At 42.5% G+C, this 21,511-nt stretch carries 16 protein-coding genes and 5 pseudogenes; 4 read left to right on the plus strand and 17 right to left on the minus strand.

Features of this window, described 5'->3' with window-relative positions; all coding sequences use genetic code 11:
* Positions 1-105: 105 nt before the first annotated feature.
* Positions 106-513 (minus strand): transglycosylase SLT domain-containing protein, encoded by a 408-nt coding sequence (locus tag ABEW32_RS06280; RefSeq protein ID WP_430186160.1) that lies wholly within the window; start codon positions 511-513, stop codon positions 106-108.
* 13 nt (positions 514-526) lie between these two features.
* On the opposite strand from ABEW32_RS06280, the gene ABEW32_RS06285 reads away from it, so the two are divergent.
* Positions 527-679, plus strand: a complete 153-nt coding sequence (locus ABEW32_RS06285; protein WP_231517198.1) for a hypothetical protein — start codon at positions 527-529, stop codon at positions 677-679.
* Here the strand turns inward: ABEW32_RS06285 and ABEW32_RS06290 are convergent.
* Positions 679-753, minus strand: a pseudogene (locus ABEW32_RS06290) (carbohydrate-binding protein); the annotation flags it as partial. The gene ABEW32_RS06285 and the pseudogene ABEW32_RS06290 sit on opposite strands and share 1 nt — an antisense overlap.
* Positions 754-885: 132 nt before the next feature.
* On the opposite strand from ABEW32_RS06290, the gene ABEW32_RS06295 reads away from it, so the two are divergent.
* Positions 886-1,074, plus strand: a complete 189-nt coding sequence (locus tag ABEW32_RS06295; RefSeq protein WP_155617170.1) for a hypothetical protein — start codon at positions 886-888, stop codon at positions 1,072-1,074.
* On the opposite strand, the pseudogene ABEW32_RS06300 reads toward ABEW32_RS06295, so the two are convergent.
* The 4 genes and pseudogenes from ABEW32_RS06300 to ABEW32_RS06315 form a co-directional block, all read right to left on the minus strand.
* A pseudogene (locus tag ABEW32_RS06300) lies at positions 1,047-2,513 on the minus strand (MFS transporter). The gene ABEW32_RS06295 and the pseudogene ABEW32_RS06300 overlap by 28 nt on opposite strands.
* Positions 2,510-3,031, minus strand: a complete 522-nt coding sequence (locus ABEW32_RS06305) for a hypothetical protein (RefSeq protein WP_430185753.1) — start codon at positions 3,029-3,031, stop codon at positions 2,510-2,512. The pseudogene ABEW32_RS06300 and the gene ABEW32_RS06305 overlap by 4 nt, the downstream one beginning before the upstream one ends.
* Before the next feature lie 334 nt (positions 3,032-3,365).
* A pseudogene (locus tag ABEW32_RS06310) lies at positions 3,366-3,872 on the minus strand (tyrosine-type recombinase/integrase); the annotation flags it as partial.
* Positions 3,873-4,090: 218 nt separating this feature from the next.
* The gene (locus ABEW32_RS06315) at positions 4,091-4,750 is read right to left on the minus strand and encodes a nitroreductase family protein (RefSeq protein WP_430185756.1); all 660 of its coding nucleotides are present in this window, start codon (positions 4,748-4,750) and stop codon (positions 4,091-4,093) included.
* A gap of 209 nt (positions 4,751-4,959) precedes the next feature.
* On the opposite strand from ABEW32_RS06315, the gene ABEW32_RS06320 reads away from it, so the two are divergent.
* The gene (locus ABEW32_RS06320; RefSeq protein ID WP_430185758.1) at positions 4,960-5,322 is read left to right on the plus strand and encodes a winged helix-turn-helix transcriptional regulator; all 363 of its coding nucleotides are present in this window, start codon (positions 4,960-4,962) and stop codon (positions 5,320-5,322) included.
* A gap of 408 nt (positions 5,323-5,730) precedes the next feature.
* On the opposite strand, the gene ABEW32_RS06325 is transcribed toward ABEW32_RS06320, so the two are convergent.
* Complete coding sequence (locus ABEW32_RS06325; RefSeq protein ID WP_430185759.1) at positions 5,731-6,660, minus strand: ketopantoate reductase family protein; 930 nt, start codon at positions 6,658-6,660, stop codon at positions 5,731-5,733.
* 150 nt (positions 6,661-6,810) lie between these two features.
* Between ABEW32_RS06325 and ABEW32_RS06330 the strand changes: the two genes are divergently transcribed.
* Positions 6,811-7,380, plus strand: coding sequence for a TetR/AcrR family transcriptional regulator (locus tag ABEW32_RS06330; RefSeq protein WP_430185761.1), 570 nt, complete (start codon positions 6,811-6,813; stop codon positions 7,378-7,380).
* Between the two features lie 367 nt (positions 7,381-7,747).
* Here ABEW32_RS06330 and ABEW32_RS06335 read toward each other — a convergent pair whose 3' ends face one another.
* The 10 genes and pseudogenes from ABEW32_RS06335 to ABEW32_RS06380 form a co-directional block, all read right to left on the minus strand.
* Positions 7,748-8,023, minus strand: coding sequence for a hypothetical protein (locus ABEW32_RS06335; RefSeq protein ID WP_430185763.1), 276 nt, complete (start codon positions 8,021-8,023; stop codon positions 7,748-7,750).
* Between the two features lie 331 nt (positions 8,024-8,354).
* Positions 8,355-8,537: pseudogene (locus tag ABEW32_RS06340) on the minus strand (hypothetical protein); the annotation flags it as partial.
* 290 nt (positions 8,538-8,827) lie between these two features.
* Positions 8,828-9,186 (minus strand): annotated as a pseudogene (locus ABEW32_RS06345) (hypothetical protein).
* Between the two features lie 169 nt (positions 9,187-9,355).
* Positions 9,356-10,516, minus strand: a complete 1,161-nt coding sequence (locus ABEW32_RS06350; RefSeq protein WP_430185765.1) for an alpha/beta hydrolase family protein — start codon at positions 10,514-10,516, stop codon at positions 9,356-9,358.
* A gap of 218 nt (positions 10,517-10,734) precedes the next feature.
* The gene (locus ABEW32_RS06355) at positions 10,735-11,790 is read right to left on the minus strand and encodes a HAMP domain-containing sensor histidine kinase (protein ID WP_430185767.1); all 1,056 of its coding nucleotides are present in this window, start codon (positions 11,788-11,790) and stop codon (positions 10,735-10,737) included.
* 1 nt (position 11,791) lies between these two features.
* Complete coding sequence (locus ABEW32_RS06360; RefSeq protein WP_430185769.1) at positions 11,792-12,487, minus strand: response regulator transcription factor; 696 nt, start codon at positions 12,485-12,487, stop codon at positions 11,792-11,794.
* A gap of 651 nt (positions 12,488-13,138) precedes the next feature.
* On the minus strand, positions 13,139-17,350 hold the full coding sequence (locus ABEW32_RS06365) for an S-layer homology domain-containing protein (RefSeq protein WP_430185771.1): 4,212 nt from the start codon (positions 17,348-17,350) through the stop codon (positions 13,139-13,141).
* Between the two features lie 750 nt (positions 17,351-18,100).
* A complete protein-coding gene (locus ABEW32_RS06370; RefSeq protein ID WP_430185773.1) occupies positions 18,101-19,315 on the minus strand; it encodes an ABC transporter permease in 1,215 nt (404 codons plus the stop codon).
* The gene (locus ABEW32_RS06375) at positions 19,312-20,049 is read right to left on the minus strand and encodes an ABC transporter ATP-binding protein (RefSeq protein WP_430185775.1); all 738 of its coding nucleotides are present in this window, start codon (positions 20,047-20,049) and stop codon (positions 19,312-19,314) included. The genes ABEW32_RS06370 and ABEW32_RS06375 overlap by 4 nt, the downstream gene beginning before the upstream one ends.
* Complete coding sequence (locus ABEW32_RS06380; RefSeq protein WP_430185777.1) at positions 20,046-21,500, minus strand: efflux RND transporter periplasmic adaptor subunit; 1,455 nt, start codon at positions 21,498-21,500, stop codon at positions 20,046-20,048. The genes ABEW32_RS06375 and ABEW32_RS06380 overlap by 4 nt, the downstream gene beginning before the upstream one ends.
* Between the last annotated feature and the right edge of the window lie 11 nt (positions 21,501-21,511).

A 21,511-nucleotide genomic window follows, 5' to 3' on the forward strand; every position in this document is an offset into this window, starting at 1 on the left:
CGTTGCCTTTGTCCTCCCCCGCCCACTCCCGTTATTACTTACAAAACTGGGTGTACATGTACGGTAGGATTGTAAAACCTGCAAGGGTGGAAAATAAATAACATCTTAGTTCTTACCGCCATAGCCCTTATAAGTAGCGTAAACTGCATCTGCATATTGATTGGCCAGAATAGGACGGCCATAAGAGTCTGTAGCTCCCGGATACCAGTTATCTCCTCCGTTATAGTGTAATAAGCCATTATATATGTTGCCGAATCTAGTAATCTTTTCATTTAAAATCAGTCCGCCCAAGCATACCTGATCTTGTTCACTGCCGTGATTATAAGCACGGCCAAATTTTGAGCTGAATTGAGATAAATAAGCATTACGTGTGTTTGGTTCTACCTGCATCAATCCGTCGCCGGCTGATGGACTGCCTGGTAAGCCTGCACCAAAGCTGCTTTCCTTTTTGATCACAGCACTCAGCAATAAAGCAAAATCTCCGCCTTTATCGAATTTATCGCCCGCATTCATTGTGTATGTCCATATGTGGCTTGGAACTTCGGAAGGCTTTGTTACTGAAGGACCTGTTGGTGGCGTTGTTGGCGGTGTTGTAGGTGGCGTAGTTCCGCTGCCGCCTTTCTTCCATAAAGCAGGAACATTGGATGGTTCCCAGCCTACAAGGGAAGTATGTGCCTGAAGACAGGTATAAGTACTTCCACTATATGTTACTGTATCATTTACCGAATATGCAGTATTTGGACGTTCATACAATATTTATACCATAACGAACATTGTTCGTAAAGAACAATGTTCGTTATGTGTTAGAACACCTACATGTTCTAACTTTAGAACTCTCATCTTTTTCGCGCCTCCAAAAGGCGGAATTTAGGAGAAGAGGATATCTTGTTGTCGTGTGAAAGTATATCGCAACGCTCCACTACCCGCCGGATATATATCGCTAGCTCCAGAAGTTTGGGCTTACCGGACGCGCTGGGGTTATGGCGGCAGCCGCAGGACCGATCGATGAGGATCGGACGGATTGACGCGGCATCAATGCGTCAAAGTCAAGAGGCCGCTGAAGAGCTTTCGTAAGCTTTTTTCTGTTGCGGACGGAACCACGAGGCAGCAAGAGCGAGTAGAGAAGTCCCTATTAGTGCGATGATGACCCAGCGGTAACCGTGAATGACGAAAGCAAAATCAACGGCAGAAATCACATTGTTCTTTCCGGAATACAGCACGTTCTTCAGGTGGGCTGGCAGCGCTGCGCCGACGATGGTTAAAGAAAGAGCCGTACTCAGCACTTGACCCAAGTTATATAGCATGGACCGCAGTCCATTCGTCACCCCGCGGCTTTGCTCCGGAACGCTTGACATGATCTCCGTCGTATTGGGGGTAAGGAATAAACCGGTCCCGACCCCGATTAACAACATGCCGCAAGCGGTGACCCCGTAAGAGAAATTTCCACCGACCACGAATAGGAGTAGTAGTCCTGCTATAGAAATAAGAATTCCAAGTGAGGCCAGAACTCGAATGGCCGCCTTCTTAGTCAACATGCCAGCAATCGGAGAAATGACCAACATCCCTATCGTAATTGGAAGGATCCTTAGACCGGCATTAAGCGCGTTTTGGTGGAAGGCAAATTGGTAATAGAGAGCGAAGAGCAGAGCAACCGCCGTACGGGCAAAAGAATTAAAGAATGTAGCGATGTTCCCCATACTGAACGTCCAGCTTTCAAAAAGGCTTAAATCTAGTAGAGGTGATGCTGAACGATGCTCATGCCATAAAAATATAGTAGTAAATATGGCGAATATCGCAAAACCTCCGATCACCTGCTTGTCTCCCCAGCCCAGTTCTCCCCCCTTGGATAAAGCAATGATTAGACCCGCTAAAGCGACAAAGATCATGATGCCTCCATATCCGTCCACTTTTTTATGGAGCTGCGCTAGGGGCTTCACCCTTAGAATCCAGAGCCCCCAGATGAGAGCAATGATCCCGAAGGGAACATTAGACCAGAACACCCACCTCCAGCCTCAGGCGGTCGTGACCACGCCGCCGACGACCGGGCCAAGCACCTGCGCGACGGAAGCGGACAATAAATTCAGACCGAGACCGGTGCCCAGCTGCGATTGGGGAAACGCATCGGTAATCAGCGGTGTTGTGTTCGTCACTACGAGCGCTCCTCCGGCAGCCTGTACGATCCGAAGAAGGATTAGTACCTCTACATTAAAAGCATAACCGAATAGTAAACTGGATACGGTAAAGATGGCCATTCCTATTAAATACATTCGGCTTCTTCCGAAAATATCCGAAATTTGTCCGAAGATTAAAATCAGGATAGTGTTTACCAGCATATAGGAAAGTAAAATCCAGCTGGAAGCTGCCGCATTCGCATGAAATTGCTGGCTTAATTCCGGCAATGCGACATTAAGCGTTCCGATATTGACCAGAACCAGGAACGCTCCGAGACTGGTTACAGATAAGACATACCAGGGGTACATCCTATCGGACTTGGGACTTCTCTTTTGGGTCATAGAGACCAACCTCCTGAAATAAAAATAGTATTTTTAAAAATCAGATCGTAAAGATCTTTTTTTATATCATTAACCGGCAAATAATAAGGTATGAGAGTTTTTTTATTTGAAATTATAATCGGATTAATTCTTATATCTAATTCAGTTAAAACGCAGTGAGTTTTGTTATTTTCTGCACACCAAATTTTTTGAGCGTACATTTCATAAATAGCTTTTTGACTTGAACGTTTGTCATCAGGGTCTATTTGAGAGGAATATTTTATGAATATAAACTTTTCCTCATTTGCCGATTTAATCCACATATCAAAAACTGTTTCTACAACTTTACCAGCCACAGAAACTGTGATTTTATGTGGCCTCTCACAGTAATCCAAGACAGAAAGGTCAGTTTCAGTTAATACCCAATGATCATATTGAAGGGAATTATAAAGTCTGACCTCCCTACCAAGCCTCTTACTAAAAACATAAAATCTATTTCTCCCCATCTCATTCTCTATCTTTCGGACTGGTGAGTACATAATATGCATTTCCTCCAATATTTTGTAGAAGTTTGACATAGTTCTATATATTCGATCTTTGATTAAACACTCCTTTGTTGAAAAAACACCTTTTCTGTCGAATTCTAAAAAAGTATCGAACGGATTTTTTCATGTAAACGTTTGTTGGAAAAGCGTTATTCATCTTCTAAAGTTTGTTTCTGAACAGATAAGCATAGCTGTATCAGTAATGCTATTGCATAAGACTTTTACTTCTCCAGTCAAGTAGGTAACTTAGTGTCATTTCCCAGTCAAGTAGGCAACTTTGTGTCACGAAATAATGACACAAAGTTGCCTACTAAAAACAGAAAAATCCTTATAAAATAAGGGTTTCTTTGGTAGGATAATATTTATCCATATTATTTACTGCATTTCTCATCTCTTCGTCTGTTAAATGTGTATAAATCATTGTTGTTTGAATCGATGAATGTCCTAATTGGTTTTTCAATCTAGGCACATCATTGTTCTCCAAGTGATAACGCGTTGCAAATGAATGCCTTAGAGAATGTACGGTTAAAGCCGGCTTTCCAAAAGCTGTAGCATATTTTTCGATCAGTTTCTCTATGGATCGCTGAGTTAAGCGTCTGCTTTTTCCTTTACGGCCTATGGGAGCTGCAATAAACAAAAAGGCTTCGTTTTTTTCTGGGATATATCTAGATTCTCTGATCTGCAGATAATTTTCTAAATCAAGTAGAGCTTGCTTGCTGAAATACACATATTGTTCTTTATTACCTTTGCGTATAACCCTCACTAAAGCTTTAGTCATATCCAGATCTTCAATGTCAATGCCTGCTACCTCAGAGAGCCTAAGTCCTGATCCTAATTGGCGTGGATGTAAGTGAAATAGTGGTCCGCCCCACAGCGCAAATGTCCAGGGACATCCTCATTAATGATCAATAAGGATCAGGTGCCACCTCATTACGAAATTTCTTGATCTCCGCAAAAAACTCAAAAATGCACCTCCAATTGTTAGTAGTGGTTAACAATTGGAGGTGCATTTCATATTCTTTAGCTTCTTTTATATTACATGAATGATTAATATCAATCCTTAGGCAATTCATTAAAGAAAGCGACATCTTCTATCGGTAATCTTACCGTCTGGTGTCCGGGCTTCACCGCCTTACCGATGGCGATAAGCATAACAGGAGCGTATCTCGCCGGAATATCAAACTCTTCTACAAATTTTACTTGGTCAAATCCGCCCATCGGGACCGTATCAAAGCCTTTTGCACGGGCGACAAGCATTAGCTGCATGGATACCAGTCCACTATCAATAAATACTTTTCGGAGTACATTTTCTGGAGGCATACTCGCGAACAGTCTTTGGTATCGCTCCACGAATGATTTAGCTGTCTCTTCAGGCATGTACCCCGCATCGACCGCCATCCCGTAAACTTTCTCGGCCAATTTATAGCCTTCCAAATCTCCGAGTATCGCAATGACAGCTGAAGCCTCAATCACTTGCTGCTGGCTGTTGGCGATCGGAAGCAGTTTTTGTTTTAGCTCCTGCGAGTCGATGACGAGAAACCTCCACGGCTGGAGATTGGCGCCAGAAGGAGCCAGTGTAGCTAGCTGCAATATATCCTTCATTTCGTCCCGTGAGATCTTTACTTCGCAATCATAGTACCTTACAGATCTCCGATCTTGAATAACATCAAAAAAGTGCGCCTCCACCTTCTGTGACGATTGTTCAACGGACATGCTTCTCTCCTCCTCATAATTACCTTGCCCCAAGTTGGCACAAGATGTTCTAAATAATTAGTAGTAGACCTTCAAAACAAATTCAACCATTGCAGTTAAATAAGCTTTTTTGTTACTATAAATTATTTAGTGTATACTTTAAAGTAGACACATTATTTTTATATAGATCTATAAATTAGACTAACTATACTATAGTAAGGAATGATTTTGTGGATATAAGCAAAGAGGACGAACAATGTCTCATCTCCATTCGCGAGGCGTTGGAGGTTGTTCGCGGAAAATGGGCTATTTTGGTACTCACCTTACTTAGTCTGGGTCCGCAGCGATTTAATCAGATGCGAAGATATTTAGACAATGTCAGCATCAAGTCTTTAACGGATGTCCTGCGTCATTTTGAGCGGCATGAAGTCATCAACCGCCAGGTGTTCCCTACCTCACCTGTTACTGTTGAGTATTCGCTAACAGATAAAGGAAGGGCGTACATACCTGTACTTCGGGAGATGCGCATATGGGGTGAAACCTGGGGAGGAACAACGGCAGGCGTTGATGATGACGAAACCCCGCTTGGGTAAAGTAATAGTTTAGACTGGCTCTTAAAAATGAAACGGCAACAGCTAGGGACCAGAAAATAAAGTCTTTGTTATGGTCTTAATACAGTATTAAGTTCATGTGATTAATGTTTAGATTTGCATCAAATCGGCAATCGGACTATGTTCTTGTCAATTCTGGTAATCGATACAAGTTCTTGTCCTTGGCTTGGGATAAGAACTTGTATCGATAAAATAAAAAAGCCGCTAAATTAGCGACTTCAATGGGTATATGTTCTTGTCCTTCGACACCTTTGTGTTTACATTATGGAGACTGGCTACATTATTATAGCCAGTCTCCAATTAGCCTTAGAACTATAATGAAAATCTTCACTCAATCGATTAATTGCATCAATTACTTTGCGTGCAGTATAGGGTTATGACCAGGATTCTTTATATTTCTTTTGCATATTCAGTAATTTCAAATGCCATCGTAAGACGCGGCAAAGTTATGCCTGCCTTTTTTGCTTCTCTCACAACTTCAAGTACCGCAAAACCTGCTTTACTATTGTTGTATTCCACAAAAAGCCGCGGTAAGCTGCCTTTTGCAAAAATAACCTTGTTAAAAAGTGTGCCGAGAAGTCCCGGTGGAATTTTAGTCAGCAGGAGAGAAATGGCATCAAGCTTTGCACCTCTTGCTTTAAGTACAGGGATCATTTCTCTCATATTTAACCCAACATTGGAGAATGAGGCACTATGGTTCATGAGCGCTGGAAAACTTCCCCGTTTTAACACCTCAGCTTCCATCGCTGCATTCATGGCAAAGTGATTCCATAGCCAGTTTTGCATATCCTTTACCCAGCTAATTTTAAAATGGGCACTTTCAAAACATTCCTTGACCAATTGGTTAATATGCTCAGTGCCTGCCCGTGGTTTTTCTAGAATTACCATTTTCAAAAAACCACCTCTAAGCTTATTGTCCGCTATGCCGCCTCCTGCTCCGGGGAAGCCAAAGACAACATTGTTCATAGACAATGGTGCGATCGATGATTTCAAATCTTGCCAAATGTTGTTGAATATGAGGATAGGGGTATTTCCTGCGGCAGTTGATAGGAATTGTGCTACTTCCGGAAGTTGTTCAGTGTTGACGCTCACAAGAATGAGATCATAATTTGGAAGGATCTCCTCATTCAGCTTGACGTTCCAGCTTTCTTTTATTAGCGTTTTCCCTTTTCGTGTGTCCCACATTTCAAGCTCGATACGGCTTCCGAGGGTTTCTTTCCTCCCCTTTCTAACGTAAAACTCAACTGTATGACCTGCCTGTTCGAAAGCCCACGCATATTGGGTCGATATTACACCTCTACCGAAGAATAAAATTTTCATGTTAGACTCCCCCAAAGAGTTGATAATCCGTTATTAATGATTAAACAACGTGTTGTATAATAATATTGTATGGATTCACCATACAGTCATCAACCATCAGATTTTCAATATCTGTCGGATCATCTATTGAACTGGAAAAGGAGGCAAATCATGAACAAGCAACCTGAAATTACGGACAAAACCAGGCAGACCTTTATAAATGTGTTCTGTGATTTATATAGCCAAAAGCCAATTGAAAAAATATCTATTCAAGAGATTGCCAACAAGTCAGGGTATAACCGCAGTACATTTTATCAATACTTTACAGACATTTATGAGTTGCTGAACTACGTTGAAGAGAAGGTTTTGAAATCCATTAACGAGGAAATGGCAAGCAGGGAACTTTCTACGCATACTTTCCAAGATGCGCTTCAATGCTTGGAAAATACAGAAGAAATTTCTGTCCTAAAAGCCCTCCTCGGTGACTATGGTTCTGTTCATTTTGTTGAACGCCTGAAAAGAGAAATTCCCTTTGAGAGATTGATTGTGAATCTTCCAACAAATGATGTCTTAGCGCCATACCTGGTTGAGTTTTACATATCAACATTACTATCTTTGTTTCGCCTCTGGATACGCAACGGCAAAGATTTATCGTCGGAAGAATTGGTCAAACTGATCGATAGCCTATTTGCAAATGGGATAAAACCGTATTATATCTTTGGCGCAGTCAATGAAGGGTAAACGCGGATCAAAATGGTATTCTATACTCTATATATCGTCCCAAAAATTTCACTAATTTATAACGATGAAGACGACAGTTCAAAACGGCCATTCGTTTGCACACTTAAGACGGAAGGCTGTTCCTTATCACTTCAGCTACCTTGTATAGGGGGATCTATAATCGAAGAGCAACGCGAAGACCCGATGATGATCTCATCGGGTCTTCGCAAGTTTGATCCGAACATGCTCGTCTAATTCGAACATGTACAAATGAAATTCATAATGCAAACGGCAACCCCGTCGAGAAATCCAACGGGTTGCTGTTTTAAGCCTCCAATACTTTTCCAGCATTTTTTGTGAGGTTTTTGCGGAGGGCCGGAATTGGTAATCACCACTTTAATACAAGCGGCAAGAACACTTCGTCCACAATCTCGACTTTAGACTTTTTAATCAAATAAAAGACCATCTCAAATCCATATTTTTTTAATGTATTTTTCTCTTTAATACTCTTAACTTTTTTTAATATGTTTATAAATTGTTGTTCAACTGGTTGATATCCTTTTCTATAACGCTTTATCTTATTACTTTCTGCTGGTTTGCGAAAATCCTCCAACGGTCCCCCATCTGAGTGTTTCGTAACTCTAATTTTAGGTAACTCCTTCATTTTGATTTCTCCCCAACTTTTTTTAATATTGTTATATTGGAGATTCTGGAGATGTAGGGTTGGCGAATATAAGTTCTAAAATTAAAATTATTACGAGTATTCAATTTGAGTTGGACCAGTGTCAAGGTAGTAAGTGCCATGGATGAGGTTGACCGGGGGTAGGTGGATGTGACATACACTCTAATGGTACGTAAGGTGCATCGACACCTACTATAGCCCAATCACAAGTAGCTCTATCCGAATGCCACCAAGTTGCAACATTACCGGGACTGTATCGTCCAATATGAACATGTGCTCCATACGAACGACCTGAATCGTCCACCGTTCCAAGGAATACCCCTCTTGTAATTGACATATTTTCCACTATACTGGAATCCGGTCTAACGTGATGATACCCGGTGTAGTACCGATCACTACCTTCGACCAGAATCATATTATCATTCCCGGGGCAGTTGTTCGGATCTGGACAATGCGGTAAACCTCGCCTTATAAATCGTACTGTGCCCGATTCCATGGCATAAACAGGCGTGCCCAGTCCGTGTGCGGTCTGTCCTGAATATGAAATACCATTAAACACCAAGTCTTTCCCGGGGGGGATATGACCAGGTCCACACCCCTGAGTGACCCAGACTCTTTCCGACGTATTAAATGGATGTCTGCAATATATTTTCAAATGTTCATCTCCCTGTAGATTTTATATAAATTACGTGATTATCCAAATTTGGTGTTTGTCCATGCTTGTCAATAAAATATAAAAAAGCATCTTCTTTTCATGTCATATTAAATAACTAACTTCCCTATTTTTCATACATTAGCTCCTTTGTGCATTCGACGTTTTGCAAATTCTTGTAATGTTCTTGTTTGTAAACCTTCCCGATCTTGTTCCAACTCAAAACCAGGCGCAGTTTCTTCAAAGCCATCCTGTTCTTCACCATCATAGCTGTACATCTTTTTCAGCAAGTTCCAAAGTGTTTCTATTTCTTCCATTGTTAAATTTTTACATTAATGGTTCTCCTATCATTTGGACTTGGTTCTGTAACTAGTGATGTTAAACTTCCAAAATACTCATCCCCGCGAATCTGTATCTTATTCAGAACTGAGAAAAGAGTCGCGTAAGCTTGTTGCATAAAAAATAAATCTTTAAGTTCCTTCGAATAATCCATTATTACCCCCTCTATTAAGACAACATAATGTCTTTTTTCGTCATAGCACTTTTGCTCATAAAGTGAATATGTTGTCTTTTTGTTTTCCCAGAACTAGTTCATGAGAAAATAAAAAGACCGCGCTTGGCGCGGAAATAAAAAATATATTTACTTTATGACGTCCTGGCAATCAGTTAGGGCGAGGTGCGGCTGGTCCAAGCCCAATTGAGCAGAGCCAATTCAGCGCTACCTCATGCAGCACGTTGATGTTGTCTACCTGACAGTGTTCTAATCCCCCAAGTCGTCTATCCTCTATTGGGAAGAACGTCTTGTTTTTCGAACCCGCTTGCTCATAATTTTTCAAGGCTTGTGTCAGCGGATTTGGCTGAACCAATATCTCTTCCGCTCCGTGCATTACAAGAAGCGGACATTCTATCTGGTGTAGCACGCCTTCAAGATCATAGGCAAAACGCGGATTACCCGCAAAGTCCTCCAAACTTTTTGCCCCCAGAATTCTCATGCCATGTGCCGCTAGACTCGGTGGCATCCATTTAAGCATTGCATCCCAATCAAAAGCGTGTGTACCGCCGTCGGAGATGACGGCAGCAATCCTGTGATCGAACGAAGCGAATCGCAAAGAGTCGTAAGCCGCAAAGCTCTCACCGTGCACGATAATCTTATCGGGATCGACTTCCGGCCGCGTTAGAAGAAAGTCGATTGCTCGGGAATGGAAAGCCTCACTGTCCGCTCGTCTTCCTTTTCCCTTTTCGTACAGCGAGAGGCCGGTGCCTGGCTGGTCATAGACCAGAAAGTTATATCCACACGAAATAAAAGCGGGACCTAGCCAGAAATAGTTTTCAATTGACCACTCGTCGCCACCGTTGAGAGCAAAAAGGGTCGGCTTCGGACCTTTTATCCAGGAAGGGGAAAAGAAGTAACCATCAAGCTTGACATCTTCGTAATCGATTTGGATCTTCTCCGGTTGGACATCGAAGTACTTCCCGGCAGCTTCGAAGAGTTCATTTACTTTTTTAAATACACGGATTTTCTCGGTGTCATCATCCATCACCGTATATTCCGCAATTCTGTAGTAATTGCAGGCACGAATGTAGCAGTTTCGTGCTGTATACCAGTTTCCAGCCGTTTCGGCCTCCTTGCCGTGTCTTTCCAATGCCTGAGCCGTTATGAGCCATTCCCTGTGCCATGTGTCCTTGTCATCAGGGTCGATTTTTTTGCAGGCCTCGTAGATCTCGGTGACGTCCGTAGCACCGAGGCTTGCCATACCTAAAGCTTTGGTGACTTGGTATGACATCATGTAGTGATTGGGCCAACGGCTGAACTCAATTGACATTGTAACATCCCCTTTTCCGGTTCTATTATTGTAGTTTTTTTACTACAAGTAATTTTTACAACACAAAGATAAAGCTTCTTTAAAAGAAAAATAAATGTTTGTAAAGAGAATATAAAAAATTATAAAACACTGAAAAAATAAAAATGGCTGCTGCCTGGGTGTTCACAGCTGGCAGCAGCCTTTAACTCCTGTAGTAAAGAAAATGTACAAAAATAAAATCAGTGTTGTGTGGTCAAGGGAAGGCTAAATCTTATCCCCAAACCGCCATATTCGGAAGGGTAGGCACCAATTTCGCCCCTATGATGTTCAATAATGGATTTACAGCTTGCAAGACCCAGTCCCAGCCCGCCCTTTTGGATTTGCCGCGATTTATCCACAGTAAAAAATTTGAGGAACAGAGAAGATATATCCTTATCCGGCACTCCAATTCCATTATCCTCGATTTGAAAATAGGCATACTGTCCTAGCAGGTATCCGGTCATATACACTTTCAGCTTATTTTCCCCCCCATATCTTACAGCATTGCTAAAGAGGTTGCCGAAAACCCGACGTATCATCGGTTCATTGACCATCAGCAATATATTTTCTGTGAATGAATGGCGGCAAGTAAGCTCGATGTCAAGTCCCGCCAACTCATACTCATATTCAAGGGCAATGTTTTCAAATAATTTTGATGCTTTTACAGGTTTAGCTACCATAGATTCCAACTCTAGTTTTTCTTTGGTGAAACTGGAGAAATAATTGATGAGTTCGACCATATATCCTGACTTTTTTTGAATTAAATCATAATATTCCTGCTTTTCAGTTTCTGGTAAATCCTTGTGCGTAGCCAGCAGTTCAGTAAAACCATTAATAGATGTCAAGGGTGTTTTCAAGTCGTGGGCAATTGCCGCGATCATATCGGTCTGTTCTTTGTGCGCGAGTTGAAGCCGATGCTCCATCTTATTGAAGTGTTTATAAAGTTCTCCGATCTCGTCATTACTTCTCATAGCTAGTGGAGGCAGTGGATGTACAATATCTACTTCTTCAAACCTAGTATTCAGAAGCTGAATGGGTTTCTCTATACAAAAATGAATATAGATAATCAGAATAATAAATATGAAACAGGCAATTGCAAATATGGGCAGGAGCAATGCTATATATCGCGAGTCCAGTAATGAACTGCGTATAGGGGAATATACTGCAAAGACAAGCTTCAGGTACATTCCAATCGAAAACATGAACAATATAAACATCAGCAGGAACAAAAGAGGAAGCTTTATTTTCAGTTTCATACTATTGCTCTCTTTCCGTGTATTTATAACCTATGCCCCATATTGTTTTAATAAAGTCATATTCAGGACCAAGTTTCTTACGGATATTTTTTATATGAACCGTTACGGTATTTATTTCTCCGTATTCGTCTCCCCAAACGTTTTCATATATCTGCTCACGAGTCAATACATTATTGGGGTGGCGCATGAGGACAGACAGAATCTGAAATTCCTTCGTTGATAAGTCGAGCTTTCTGCTATTCAGGAATGCCTCAAACGTCTTATCGTTCAACATGAGCGGAGAATCCACCTTTTCGTTACTGGAACTAAGTTCATCCCACTCTTTAAAAAGCCTGTCCACTTTTCTGAAGTGAGCCTTTATCCTGGAGACAAGCTCCTGAATACTGAAAGGTTTGGTCATGTAATCGTCTGCTCCTATTTCGAGACCGACGATTTTATCAATGTCCTTATCCCGCGCACTTAAAAACAGAATTGGAACATTATAAAAATTTCGGATACTTCTGCAGACATCAAGTCCATCCATATCAGGCAGCACTATATCAAGAACGATGAAATCAATGTTATTTTCTTCTAATGCAGATAAGGCTTCTTTCCCAGAATATGCCGACAGTATTGCAAATTGCTCGTACCTTAAACTCTTTGTGATGAGTTTTACGATTTCTTCATCATCGTCTACAACTAATATCGTTTTTAGCATATTTGTACCTCCCAGCCGTTTTAAATGGACTCAAGAGCCGCATGGACTTCTCGCATTGAAAAAAGTCGCGCTCAAAGCGCCTCTCCAGTCTCGGATAAGCTGGAATAAGAGCTTTGAGCAACGACCTGAGTAATACTGAGATCTAAATTGCAAATTTTTTTTAGTCATCGTTAGAAATTTAACATTTTGAAATGTTCTTTGTCTAACACTTGAGGGTATCCGTGTTAACAGATCAATATTACAATATTTTGGTAGAAATATATACTCAGTATTTATCTTCTCTTTTTGAGTTTTCAGCCATTTAAAAGTTGAATTATCCATTATATCAACCTTCTTATTCCAATTCTTCTATAAGATATCTGAAGAATCAGCTAATCTAAAACCACATTTGTATGTAACGGCTCTTATATATAAAGACCATCTTGATTTCAGACTCTACAACACCCGACAGTTCAATATTTTTTTATTTTGTATTTAAGATTGCAATTTATATAAAATACATTCTTTTTAAAGTATTCTCCTCTATCGAGAAAGAAAAATACTCTATAGGTATCTTGAGGTTTTCTGCCCTCCAAAGCATAGTATACATTGTTAGGCGTACATTAAAAAAAGCCTCCTTCCGAAAGGAAGAAGGCTTTTTCACTGGTTTATCTAGATTAGATTAGATTTTGAAAGCAATGCTTGTACCAGTTTAGCAACTTCTGCTCGAGACACATTCGCTTTTGGTGCAATCTCAGTTGAAGTTCTGCCGGATACGAGTCCTGCTCCCATGCATTGAACAACATTTTGTTCTGCCCATCCAGATACTAAAGATCGATCTTTAAAGTTATTCAGACTACTTGAACTAGTGTCTGCTTGAAGCCCCGTGATGTTCATCGCTTTAGCCATGATGACCATTGCTTGTTCACGAGTAATATGATCATTCGGACGGAATTTCCCGTCTTCAAACCCTTGAATAAGTCCATTAGAGTATGCAGTTTGAACATATGCGTTGTACCAGTCCTCACTACCCACATCAGCAAAGGAGTTTTGCCCCTCTTCGGGTTTAAGACCCAGTCCTCTCACGATAATCGCGGCAAATTCAGATCTTGTAATATCCGCATTTGGATTGAACTCTTCCTTATTTACTCCGTTAATGACCATCCGTGACCCCATGTCGTTTATGGCATCCTTGGCCCAGTGCCCTTCGACATCTTTAAATTCCACTGGATTCCAAATGACAGCATACGTACTGTTGGTCAAGCTATTAATCGTGGCATAGTACTGACCGTCTTGTTGAACCACTTTTGTCGGCACATGTCTTGTTGTTCCGTCGGCTTCAACGGCAATCCCCGTGGTGATTTGATTAGGATCCACATCCCCCGGAATCGTAATAGCCCGCTCGACGTATGCATTAAAGCGGGGGATTTCAACGGTTTGGTCCCTATAAGTTCCGCTAATGGAAAAACTCCGTGGCTGGGTAACCAAGGTAAAACCTTCGTTTGCAGCTGCGTTATTAATGGTGTTCAGCATAGAATCCACAGGTTTGGCGATGATGAGCTGAATAACGATATCTTCAAGCTGTACATCTTCTTCAAGTTGTTTAAGAATCGAGGCAACCTGAATTTGTTTAGTAGGAATCGTGTAAGTGGCACTTTCCGTTTGCAGTTTCAGAATCGCTTCAAGATCGTTCATTTTTTTAAGGGTTTCACCATTGATTTGGCCGATGATAACATCCTCATGGGACACGACCGGAATGGTAACCACCGTGCTACGACCTTCTGATGCAAGCTTCTGTTCGATTTTCTCTGGGTCGACGGAAATACGAATGACGGATTGACCATCTTTGCTTTCTACCGTCGCTGTGCCCGTACTCTCCTTTTTGCCGTTTACGAGAATATCGATTCCCTTGGTTGACGAGTCATTCGACTCATTAGCCGTTTTTGAGCTTTCGGAGCTGGTGCTGCCGGAACTTCCGCTTTCCGATGAAGAACCGCTTGAAGATTTTTTCGGTGTTTCACGGTTGGATTCCGCAGATAAAGCACCGACTCCCTCACTATTTATGGCCTGCACAATAAACGAATACTCGGTTCCATTGGTTAGCCCGGTTATGGTAATTGGGCTGGTTGCTCCTGTAGCGGTAATACCGCCTGGCATGGCAGTGACTACATACCCGGTAATGAGACCTCCTCCATTATCTGTTGGTGGATCGAATGATACGGTTGCTCGCTCATTCCCTGCTGTGGCCCGTACATGAACCGGAGCAGCTGGGGTCGTTTTCGGTTGGACGCTCACCTCATTGGAGGCAGTAGTCTCTCCAGAGCCATTTACAGCCGTGACTCTAAAATAATAAGTCGTTCCATTGATCAAGTCGCCCGCAACATATAGGTAGACCGATTGATAAACCGAGTTAGAGACGGTTACAGGTTCACGCTCAAAGCTGCCGGACGTCGTGCTTTGATATACTTGATACTCTTCTGTTCCTTCAATGCTATTCCAGTTCAGGGTTGCCTGTTGATTTCCAGCTATAGCATGAAGTACGAGCGGTGAAGTAACCACAGGCTCTTTCACAACTACGGCTGAAGTCATACCGAATTTACGTACCCGATTTAAGGAATTTACTTCTGCAACGACGATTTTTTCTCCGTTTTCTGCCGGTATGATTCCATTCGAAGGGAAATCCGTAAAGCCTGTTAATGCATCGCCTTCGTTCGGCACAGAAACTTCATCCGTACCCAGGTTCTGATAGACCAGTCTATGACCTGCTTCCGGAGAAGGATCTACCGTTACCAATGTGTGTCCGTCATTTTCCTTACCCACTAGGTCACGAGAAGTTACAGTTAGGCCACCTGCCGGGGTTGGCAGATGAACAGGTTCAGCGATCACGATCGCTGTTGCTTGTCCAAACTTCACGACTCGATTGGAGTCGTTCACTTCTGCTACGGCAATGATATCTCCATTCACAGCAGGGATAACCCCATCTTCCGGTAAATCCATATATCCGCTGAGTACCTCACCTTGGTAAGGCACGGTCACCGATCCGCTGCCAGCGTTTAGATATACAAGTCTGTTCCCCGCTTCTGTAAGAGGGGTTACGGTGATCTGTGTACGTCCGTCATTTGCAGCCCCCGCAGGATCGATAGCAGCTACGGTTAAGCCAGTTGCAGACGTCAGTGTGTTTACCGTGATTGCGGCCACATGACTTGTTACTGATGCTGTATTTATACCGGTTACGTTGATGTTTGTATTCGTTACAACGACGTAGTAATAGGTTGTTCCTGTAGTCGACGTCGGTGGAGCATATGAAGGATTGGTTGCCCCGAAGACTAACGTACCTTCACTATTCCTGTTCTCCGTGTTACTGTACCACTGATAGCTCAGGGTCCCACCGTCGCTCACGCTAGCCTCCACACTCAATGTCGGGCTGTCGGCCCCCTCGGTCACCGTTTGTCCCAACGGCTGTGTGTTGATCTGCGGCTCTGCTGCATGTGTCAGGGCATTTACCGTCACCGCAACTGTATTGCTTGTTACAGATGCTGTTTGTGCACCTGTTGCATTGGTATTAGTGTTAGTGACTACAACGTAGTAAAACGTTGTTCCCACGCTTGTGGTGGGTGCCGCATAAGAACTGTCCGTTGCTCCAATAATCAGTGTGCCTCCGTTATTACTATCTGTAATGTTGCTGTACCACTGATAGCTTAACGATCCACCGTCGCTTGCACTTGCTACTACGTTCAACATCGGACTGATAGCGTCCTTGTTTACGTTATCCCCTACCGGCTGAATATCGATTGTTGGTGGAGCTGTTTCTACCACTGCTGGTGGGTCAGCAGGTCCAAGCTGCCCCAAAATTGGGCTGGCACCGTTCATCATCCAAATATTTGTAAAATCCCAATCTACAAAGGTGTTTTGTAGAATCATTTCCTCATTCGTTTTTCCAGTTCCCCCTCCGCTGGTGCTCTGTCCCGACGAGGTTATATCCCAATAAGAATTCGTTACCGTACCGCTATTTATACCTATAAGTCCTCCACTTTGCGTGCTACCAATTACTAATCCAGTGGAATAGCTGCTTGTTACCTGACCAGCATTTTGTCCAACAAGTCCTCCAGCTCGGTTGACGGTCGTTGTGACTGAACCCGTTGAATAAGAATTGCTCACGGTTCCGTTAGAATTGTATCCGGCTAAACCACCAACGCGGGACAGTCCATCCACTTGGCCAGTTGCATAACTTTGGCTGACGGTGCCCTGCACATTATAGCCTGCAATTCCTCCAACATATCCAGCAGATTTCGTTCCCCTCACGTTGACAGCCGATATAGACTTAGTAATCGACGCGCTGTTAACACCGACCAGACCACCCGCATAATCATAGGTGCCCTCTCCGAGCGCTTCTACACTGCCGGATGCAAATACATTACTGATTTGACCGAAATTTGTACCGGCAAAACTTCCTACGTTTCTATTTCCGATTATGTTAACATCCATAAACCGGACGTTACGAACAATACTCGTAGCCGTTAAATTGCCAAAAAAACCGACATTCATTGACAAGGGCTGATTAATCGTCAAGCCGGAAATCGTGTATCCGTTCCCATCGAACACACCCGCGAAATTGGCAATTGGGTTCCAAGTATAATCCGTTAGTTGGATATTAGCACCTAATTTGTAATAAGCGTTCAGATCAGTCCTTATATCATCCAGCATCGCTGCCGTCGTGATGATATAAGGGTTCTGTTCCGTACCGTTTCCCGTTCCGGAAAACGCATGTGCCTGTGAAGGGGCGACGGGAACAATAGCTGCGGCAAGAATAATGACCGTTAGGATTAATTTTAAATAAGAAATAGTCTTTTGGTTTAGGCGAAATTCCTTAATTAAGGGTAACAATAAAAGTGCCTCCTTCTTGCGTGACAAATAAAATCATCTGAATTATTTTGGCTAATGCCACCTCATCTCATATAGTACTAAGTACAGCGACTCTATTTTCTCTCAAGTGAAAGAACGGATACTCACTTTTCAGACTCTCTTGGTTTTACCGTCGCTGCCCTATAATTAAATAACATTCCTCTGGCCTACTATAATCAGGATGTGATTATATGCATTGCAATATCGACATACATTAAATAAATATTTTATATGAAACGATGCTGCTTCCCTGTGCACAATCACTCTCTCCTTATGTAGGTTTTGGCTGTTATTTTGATATGAAGATTTTAGCATGGTATGACTGAACAAATTCTGAACATTCACACTCCTGCTTCTTCCGAGAATACTCTAATCTAAAATCTGGCTTAGATATTAATGAACCGAGAAGACTCAGCTGAATGGGCTAGGGTCTTGCTCGGTTTGCGAATTGCCTTACCTGAAGTTTTTCCTTAAAACTAGAAACGTGTCATATTCCAGTTGATACTGATTTTATTTTTTCTGCAAATTCAATCGTTTTTATTTGCTGTGGTTTACAAAAGTTTCAGAATAATTAGAACAATACAAATGATAATAATAAACAGTAGTCTTCATTTATTTTTCTTCATCTGATGAGCTCTAATTCTATATGCGTATAGTTTTTTTACATAGTATATGTTCCTCCAAGTTTTAGAAGCAGTTTACGTCTTTTTTTGCGACCATGTGCCAATAAAATTATTCGTATCTCAATGCATCTATAGGCTTCAGGCTTGCTGCTTTATAAGCTGGGTATACCCCGAATAGAATGCCTGTACCTGCGGAGCTGAGAAACGAATATAGGATAGGAGAGACCGTAAATTCAATGGCCATATGAGAAGTTGCTTCAATTATTTTAGATGCTCCTATACCAGTAATAACCCCGAGGATCCCTCCCAGAAGACCAAAGATAACGGCTTCTGACAGAAATTGAATCATAATATCTCTTGGCTTGGCGCCGATCGCTTTTCGAATTCCGATTTCTCTCGTACGCTCTATAACGGAGACCATCATTATATTCATAATTCCGATTCCCCCTACCACGAGCGATATTGCGGCTACCCCCCCCAGCAAATTACTCATGATTTTATCTACACCAAAAGCTGCACCTGCTGCTTCAGACAGACTCATCACTTGAAATTGATCCGGTTCTGAGGGTTTTAGCTGGTGCGTCACACGCAAGCTTTCCAATATATCGGAATGAGCCTGATCCATCAAAGCTGGTGATTTGGCCGACACATCCAGAGTGGCAATATTCTTCTGTCCCAAACGGGTCATCATCGTGGTGGCAGGGATATAGATTTGATCATTACTACTGTAGCTCAAGTTCGAAACGGGCGGAGTATCCAATACTCCAATCACTTTGAAAGGGATCTGTTTAACTTGAAATGTTCTTCCTAATACATTTTGGGTATCTCCACCAAAAAGACGTTGAACCGCTTTACTTTCCAAAATAGCGACATTCATGCGTTTATCCATCTCATGATTGGTAAATGTTCGACCTTCGGCAAAAGATACCTTTTTGACTCTATAAAATGAAGCGGATGTCCCTACAATGGTTCCATTATAGTTATATCGCCCCCATGTAGCTTTTGAATTGCTCGTTATATTCGGCATTAATGCATCAATAGAATTCTTTTGTTCCAATGCCTCGACATCTGTCCACGTAAAGGAGGGCAAGTTGTCTGGATTTACTTCTCCATCGGTCATTGGGAAGACTGGACTAACCATAAGCACGTTATTCCCTAATTTATTGATTTCCTCCTTAATACTGGCCTTTGAGCCGTTTCCGATCGCCATAATGGCAATGACCGCTGCCACCCCGATAATAATACCGAGTATCGTTAAAAATGAGCGCAGCTTGTTGGTGGTTAAGCTATTCATGGATACACGGATCGTTTCCATCACATTCATAGGCTCACCATCCTTGACGAAATTCGTCTATTCGCAATGGGTTCATCTCGCTCAATATTACCATCCCGAAAGCTAATCAATCGTTTGGCATATTCAGCTATTTCCAGCTCATGAGTAACCAGGACAATGGTTTTTCCTTGGTCATTCAAACCTTGGAACAGCTCCATAATCTCGATGCTCGTCTTCGTATCCAGTGCGCCTGTCGGCTCATCCGCCAGCAGAATAACCGGATTATTTACCAATGCTCGGGCAATGGAGACCCGCTGCTGCTGACCGCCAGAAAGCTCGTTAGGCTTGTTATACATCCGTTCTGCAAGACCTACCATCCGAAGCGCCTCTATAGCTCTTTCCCGACGCTCCTTGGCAGGCACACCTGCATACATCATAGGCAGCTCCACATTTGCTAAAGCTGTAGTACGAGGAAGCAGATAGAACTTCTGAAACACAAAGCCTAGCTTCTGATTTCTAATCTCCGAAAGTTCGTTCTCACGAGCATCCAATATGGAATACCCATCCAGATGGTATTTTCCGGTATCCGGATGATCCAGGCAACCAATCACATTCATCATGGTAGACTTACCTGAACCGGAGGGCCCCATGATAGCAACAAACTCACCTTCGCTAATAGATAAGTTCACACTGCGTAGAGCCTGGATCTCCTGACCGCCTACTTCATATCTTTTTTTCAGTTCTTTAATTTCAATAACGGTTTTATTGGATTGAGTTTGAATCATTGTGCTTGCCCTCCTCCACTGTCGTTCGGATCAGCACTACTGTTTTGAGGAGGAATAACAATGGTTTCGCCTTCCTTGACACCGGATTTGATTTCGGCCTGATCCGCTGTATAGATCCCTAGTTTTATCGGCCTAAACTCATAAGCTGCCGGATTTGCTGCGTTCTTCGCCACATATACTCCATCCACACCACCTTCAGATCTCAATGCAAACAACGGCACAGACAACGCATCTTTGTGTTCAGCTAACAGAAGGGATACATCCATGTTCATCCCCGATTGCAGCCTTATGTTTTGACTATCCAAAGACAATTCAATTGTGTATGTAGTGACATTGGATTCCGTCACTGGCTCTGGAGAAACAAAGCATACTTCGCCTTTAAATGGTTTGTCCGGGAATGAATTCGAGTGCATTGTCGCCTGAAGTCCAGTCTTCAATTTAGCAATATCACTTTCGTTCACCTTGGCAAGAACCTTCATAACCCCTGTGTTGGAGTTATTCATGACAATAAAAGGTGCAGTAGGACTGGTACCCACATCGCCGTTGACCTTCAAAATGATCCCATCCCACGGCGCCGTAACCTGTAATTTGCTCAAAACACTTTTTTTCTGCTCTAATGCTGTTTCAGCCTGCTGTAAAGAAGCCTGTGCAGATTGGATATTAGAAGCTTCAGGCGGGGACTGTGCAGCCTTTAATTGTATTAAAGCTGTTTTATAGCCCATTTCCGCCTCTTCGATCGCCTCAGTCTGTTTGGTCTGTACCTTCTTGTACTGCAGCTCTGCATTGCTCATATCCAATTTTGCCTTATCCAGATTTTGCTTGGCCGTCGCCAGGTCACTTTCTGCTACCGCATCATTCTGAACCAGATAAGCCTGGTCATCATAATCCTTCTGCGCCTTATCTAAAGTCACCTTGGCTGCCACCTTTTGTGCAGCGGCTTCCTCTAACTCTATATCGTTCTTGGCTGTTTTAATCGCCATCTGTGCCTTTAAGACATTCGCCTTCTGCAGCTCTATATCATTCGTTTTGGGTCCGCGCTTGGCTTCCTCCAGCTTAGCCCTTGCAATCGCCACATTGGATTCGGCATCCTTAATTTGCAGCCTGGCATCCGAATCATCTAATCGTGCTAGAACCTGACCTGCTTTGACGCTATCTCCTGCTTTGACATGGACAGCAATGAGCTTGGCACCCTCAACATTTGTAAAATTAATATTTACTTCCTTGGAAGCCTGAACGGTTCCAGTCACGGTAAGCGAATCGGTTATGTTAGCTTTCTGTACCTGTACAACCTGATTCGCCGGAGCCTCCACGGGCTTTTCTTGCCCCCTTTTCATATAGACCGTACTGCCAATTCCCGAAATAATGAGCAAGGTCAGAATACTTATGATCCCTTTCATTCTTCTTTTTTTTCTTAACACTTGTAATGAATCTTTCTTTTCTGTTTCCGGCAATGTTATATCCC

This window comes from Paenibacillus jamilae (assembly GCF_050482105.1).
GTDB lineage: Bacteria > Bacillota > Bacilli > Paenibacillales > Paenibacillaceae > Paenibacillus > Paenibacillus jamilae_B.

Bases quoted from the DNA above. Each gene is read 5' to 3' on its own strand.
- ABEW32_RS06280 (WP_430186160.1), bottom strand. From the start codon at position 513: ATGAATGCGGGCGATAAATTCGATAAAGGCGGAGATTTTGCTTTATTG.
- ABEW32_RS06285 (WP_231517198.1), top strand. From the start codon at position 527: ATGTGGCTTGGAACTTCGGAAGGCTTTGTTACTGAAGGACCTGTTGGT.
- ABEW32_RS06305 (WP_430185753.1), bottom strand. From the start codon at position 3,031: ATGTACTCACCAGTCCGAAAGATAGAGAATGAGATGGGGAGAAATAGA.
- ABEW32_RS06315 (WP_430185756.1), bottom strand. From the start codon at position 4,750: ATGTCCGTTGAACAATCGTCACAGAAGGTGGAGGCGCACTTTTTTGAT.
- ABEW32_RS06325 (WP_430185759.1), bottom strand. From the start codon at position 6,660: ATGAAAATTTTATTCTTCGGTAGAGGTGTAATATCGACCCAATATGCG.
- ABEW32_RS06330 (WP_430185761.1), top strand. From the start codon at position 6,811: ATGAACAAGCAACCTGAAATTACGGACAAAACCAGGCAGACCTTTATA.
- ABEW32_RS06335 (WP_430185763.1), bottom strand. From the start codon at position 8,023: ATGAAGGAGTTACCTAAAATTAGAGTTACGAAACACTCAGATGGGGGA.
- ABEW32_RS06350 (WP_430185765.1), bottom strand. From the start codon at position 10,516: ATGTCAATTGAGTTCAGCCGTTGGCCCAATCACTACATGATGTCATAC.
- ABEW32_RS06355 (WP_430185767.1), bottom strand. From the start codon at position 11,790: ATGAAACTGAAAATAAAGCTTCCTCTTTTGTTCCTGCTGATGTTTATA.
- ABEW32_RS06360 (WP_430185769.1), bottom strand. From the start codon at position 12,487: ATGCTAAAAACGATATTAGTTGTAGACGATGATGAAGAAATCGTAAAA.
- ABEW32_RS06370 (WP_430185773.1), bottom strand. From the start codon at position 19,315: ATGAATGTGATGGAAACGATCCGTGTATCCATGAATAGCTTAACCACC.
- ABEW32_RS06375 (WP_430185775.1), bottom strand. From the start codon at position 20,049: ATGATTCAAACTCAATCCAATAAAACCGTTATTGAAATTAAAGAACTG.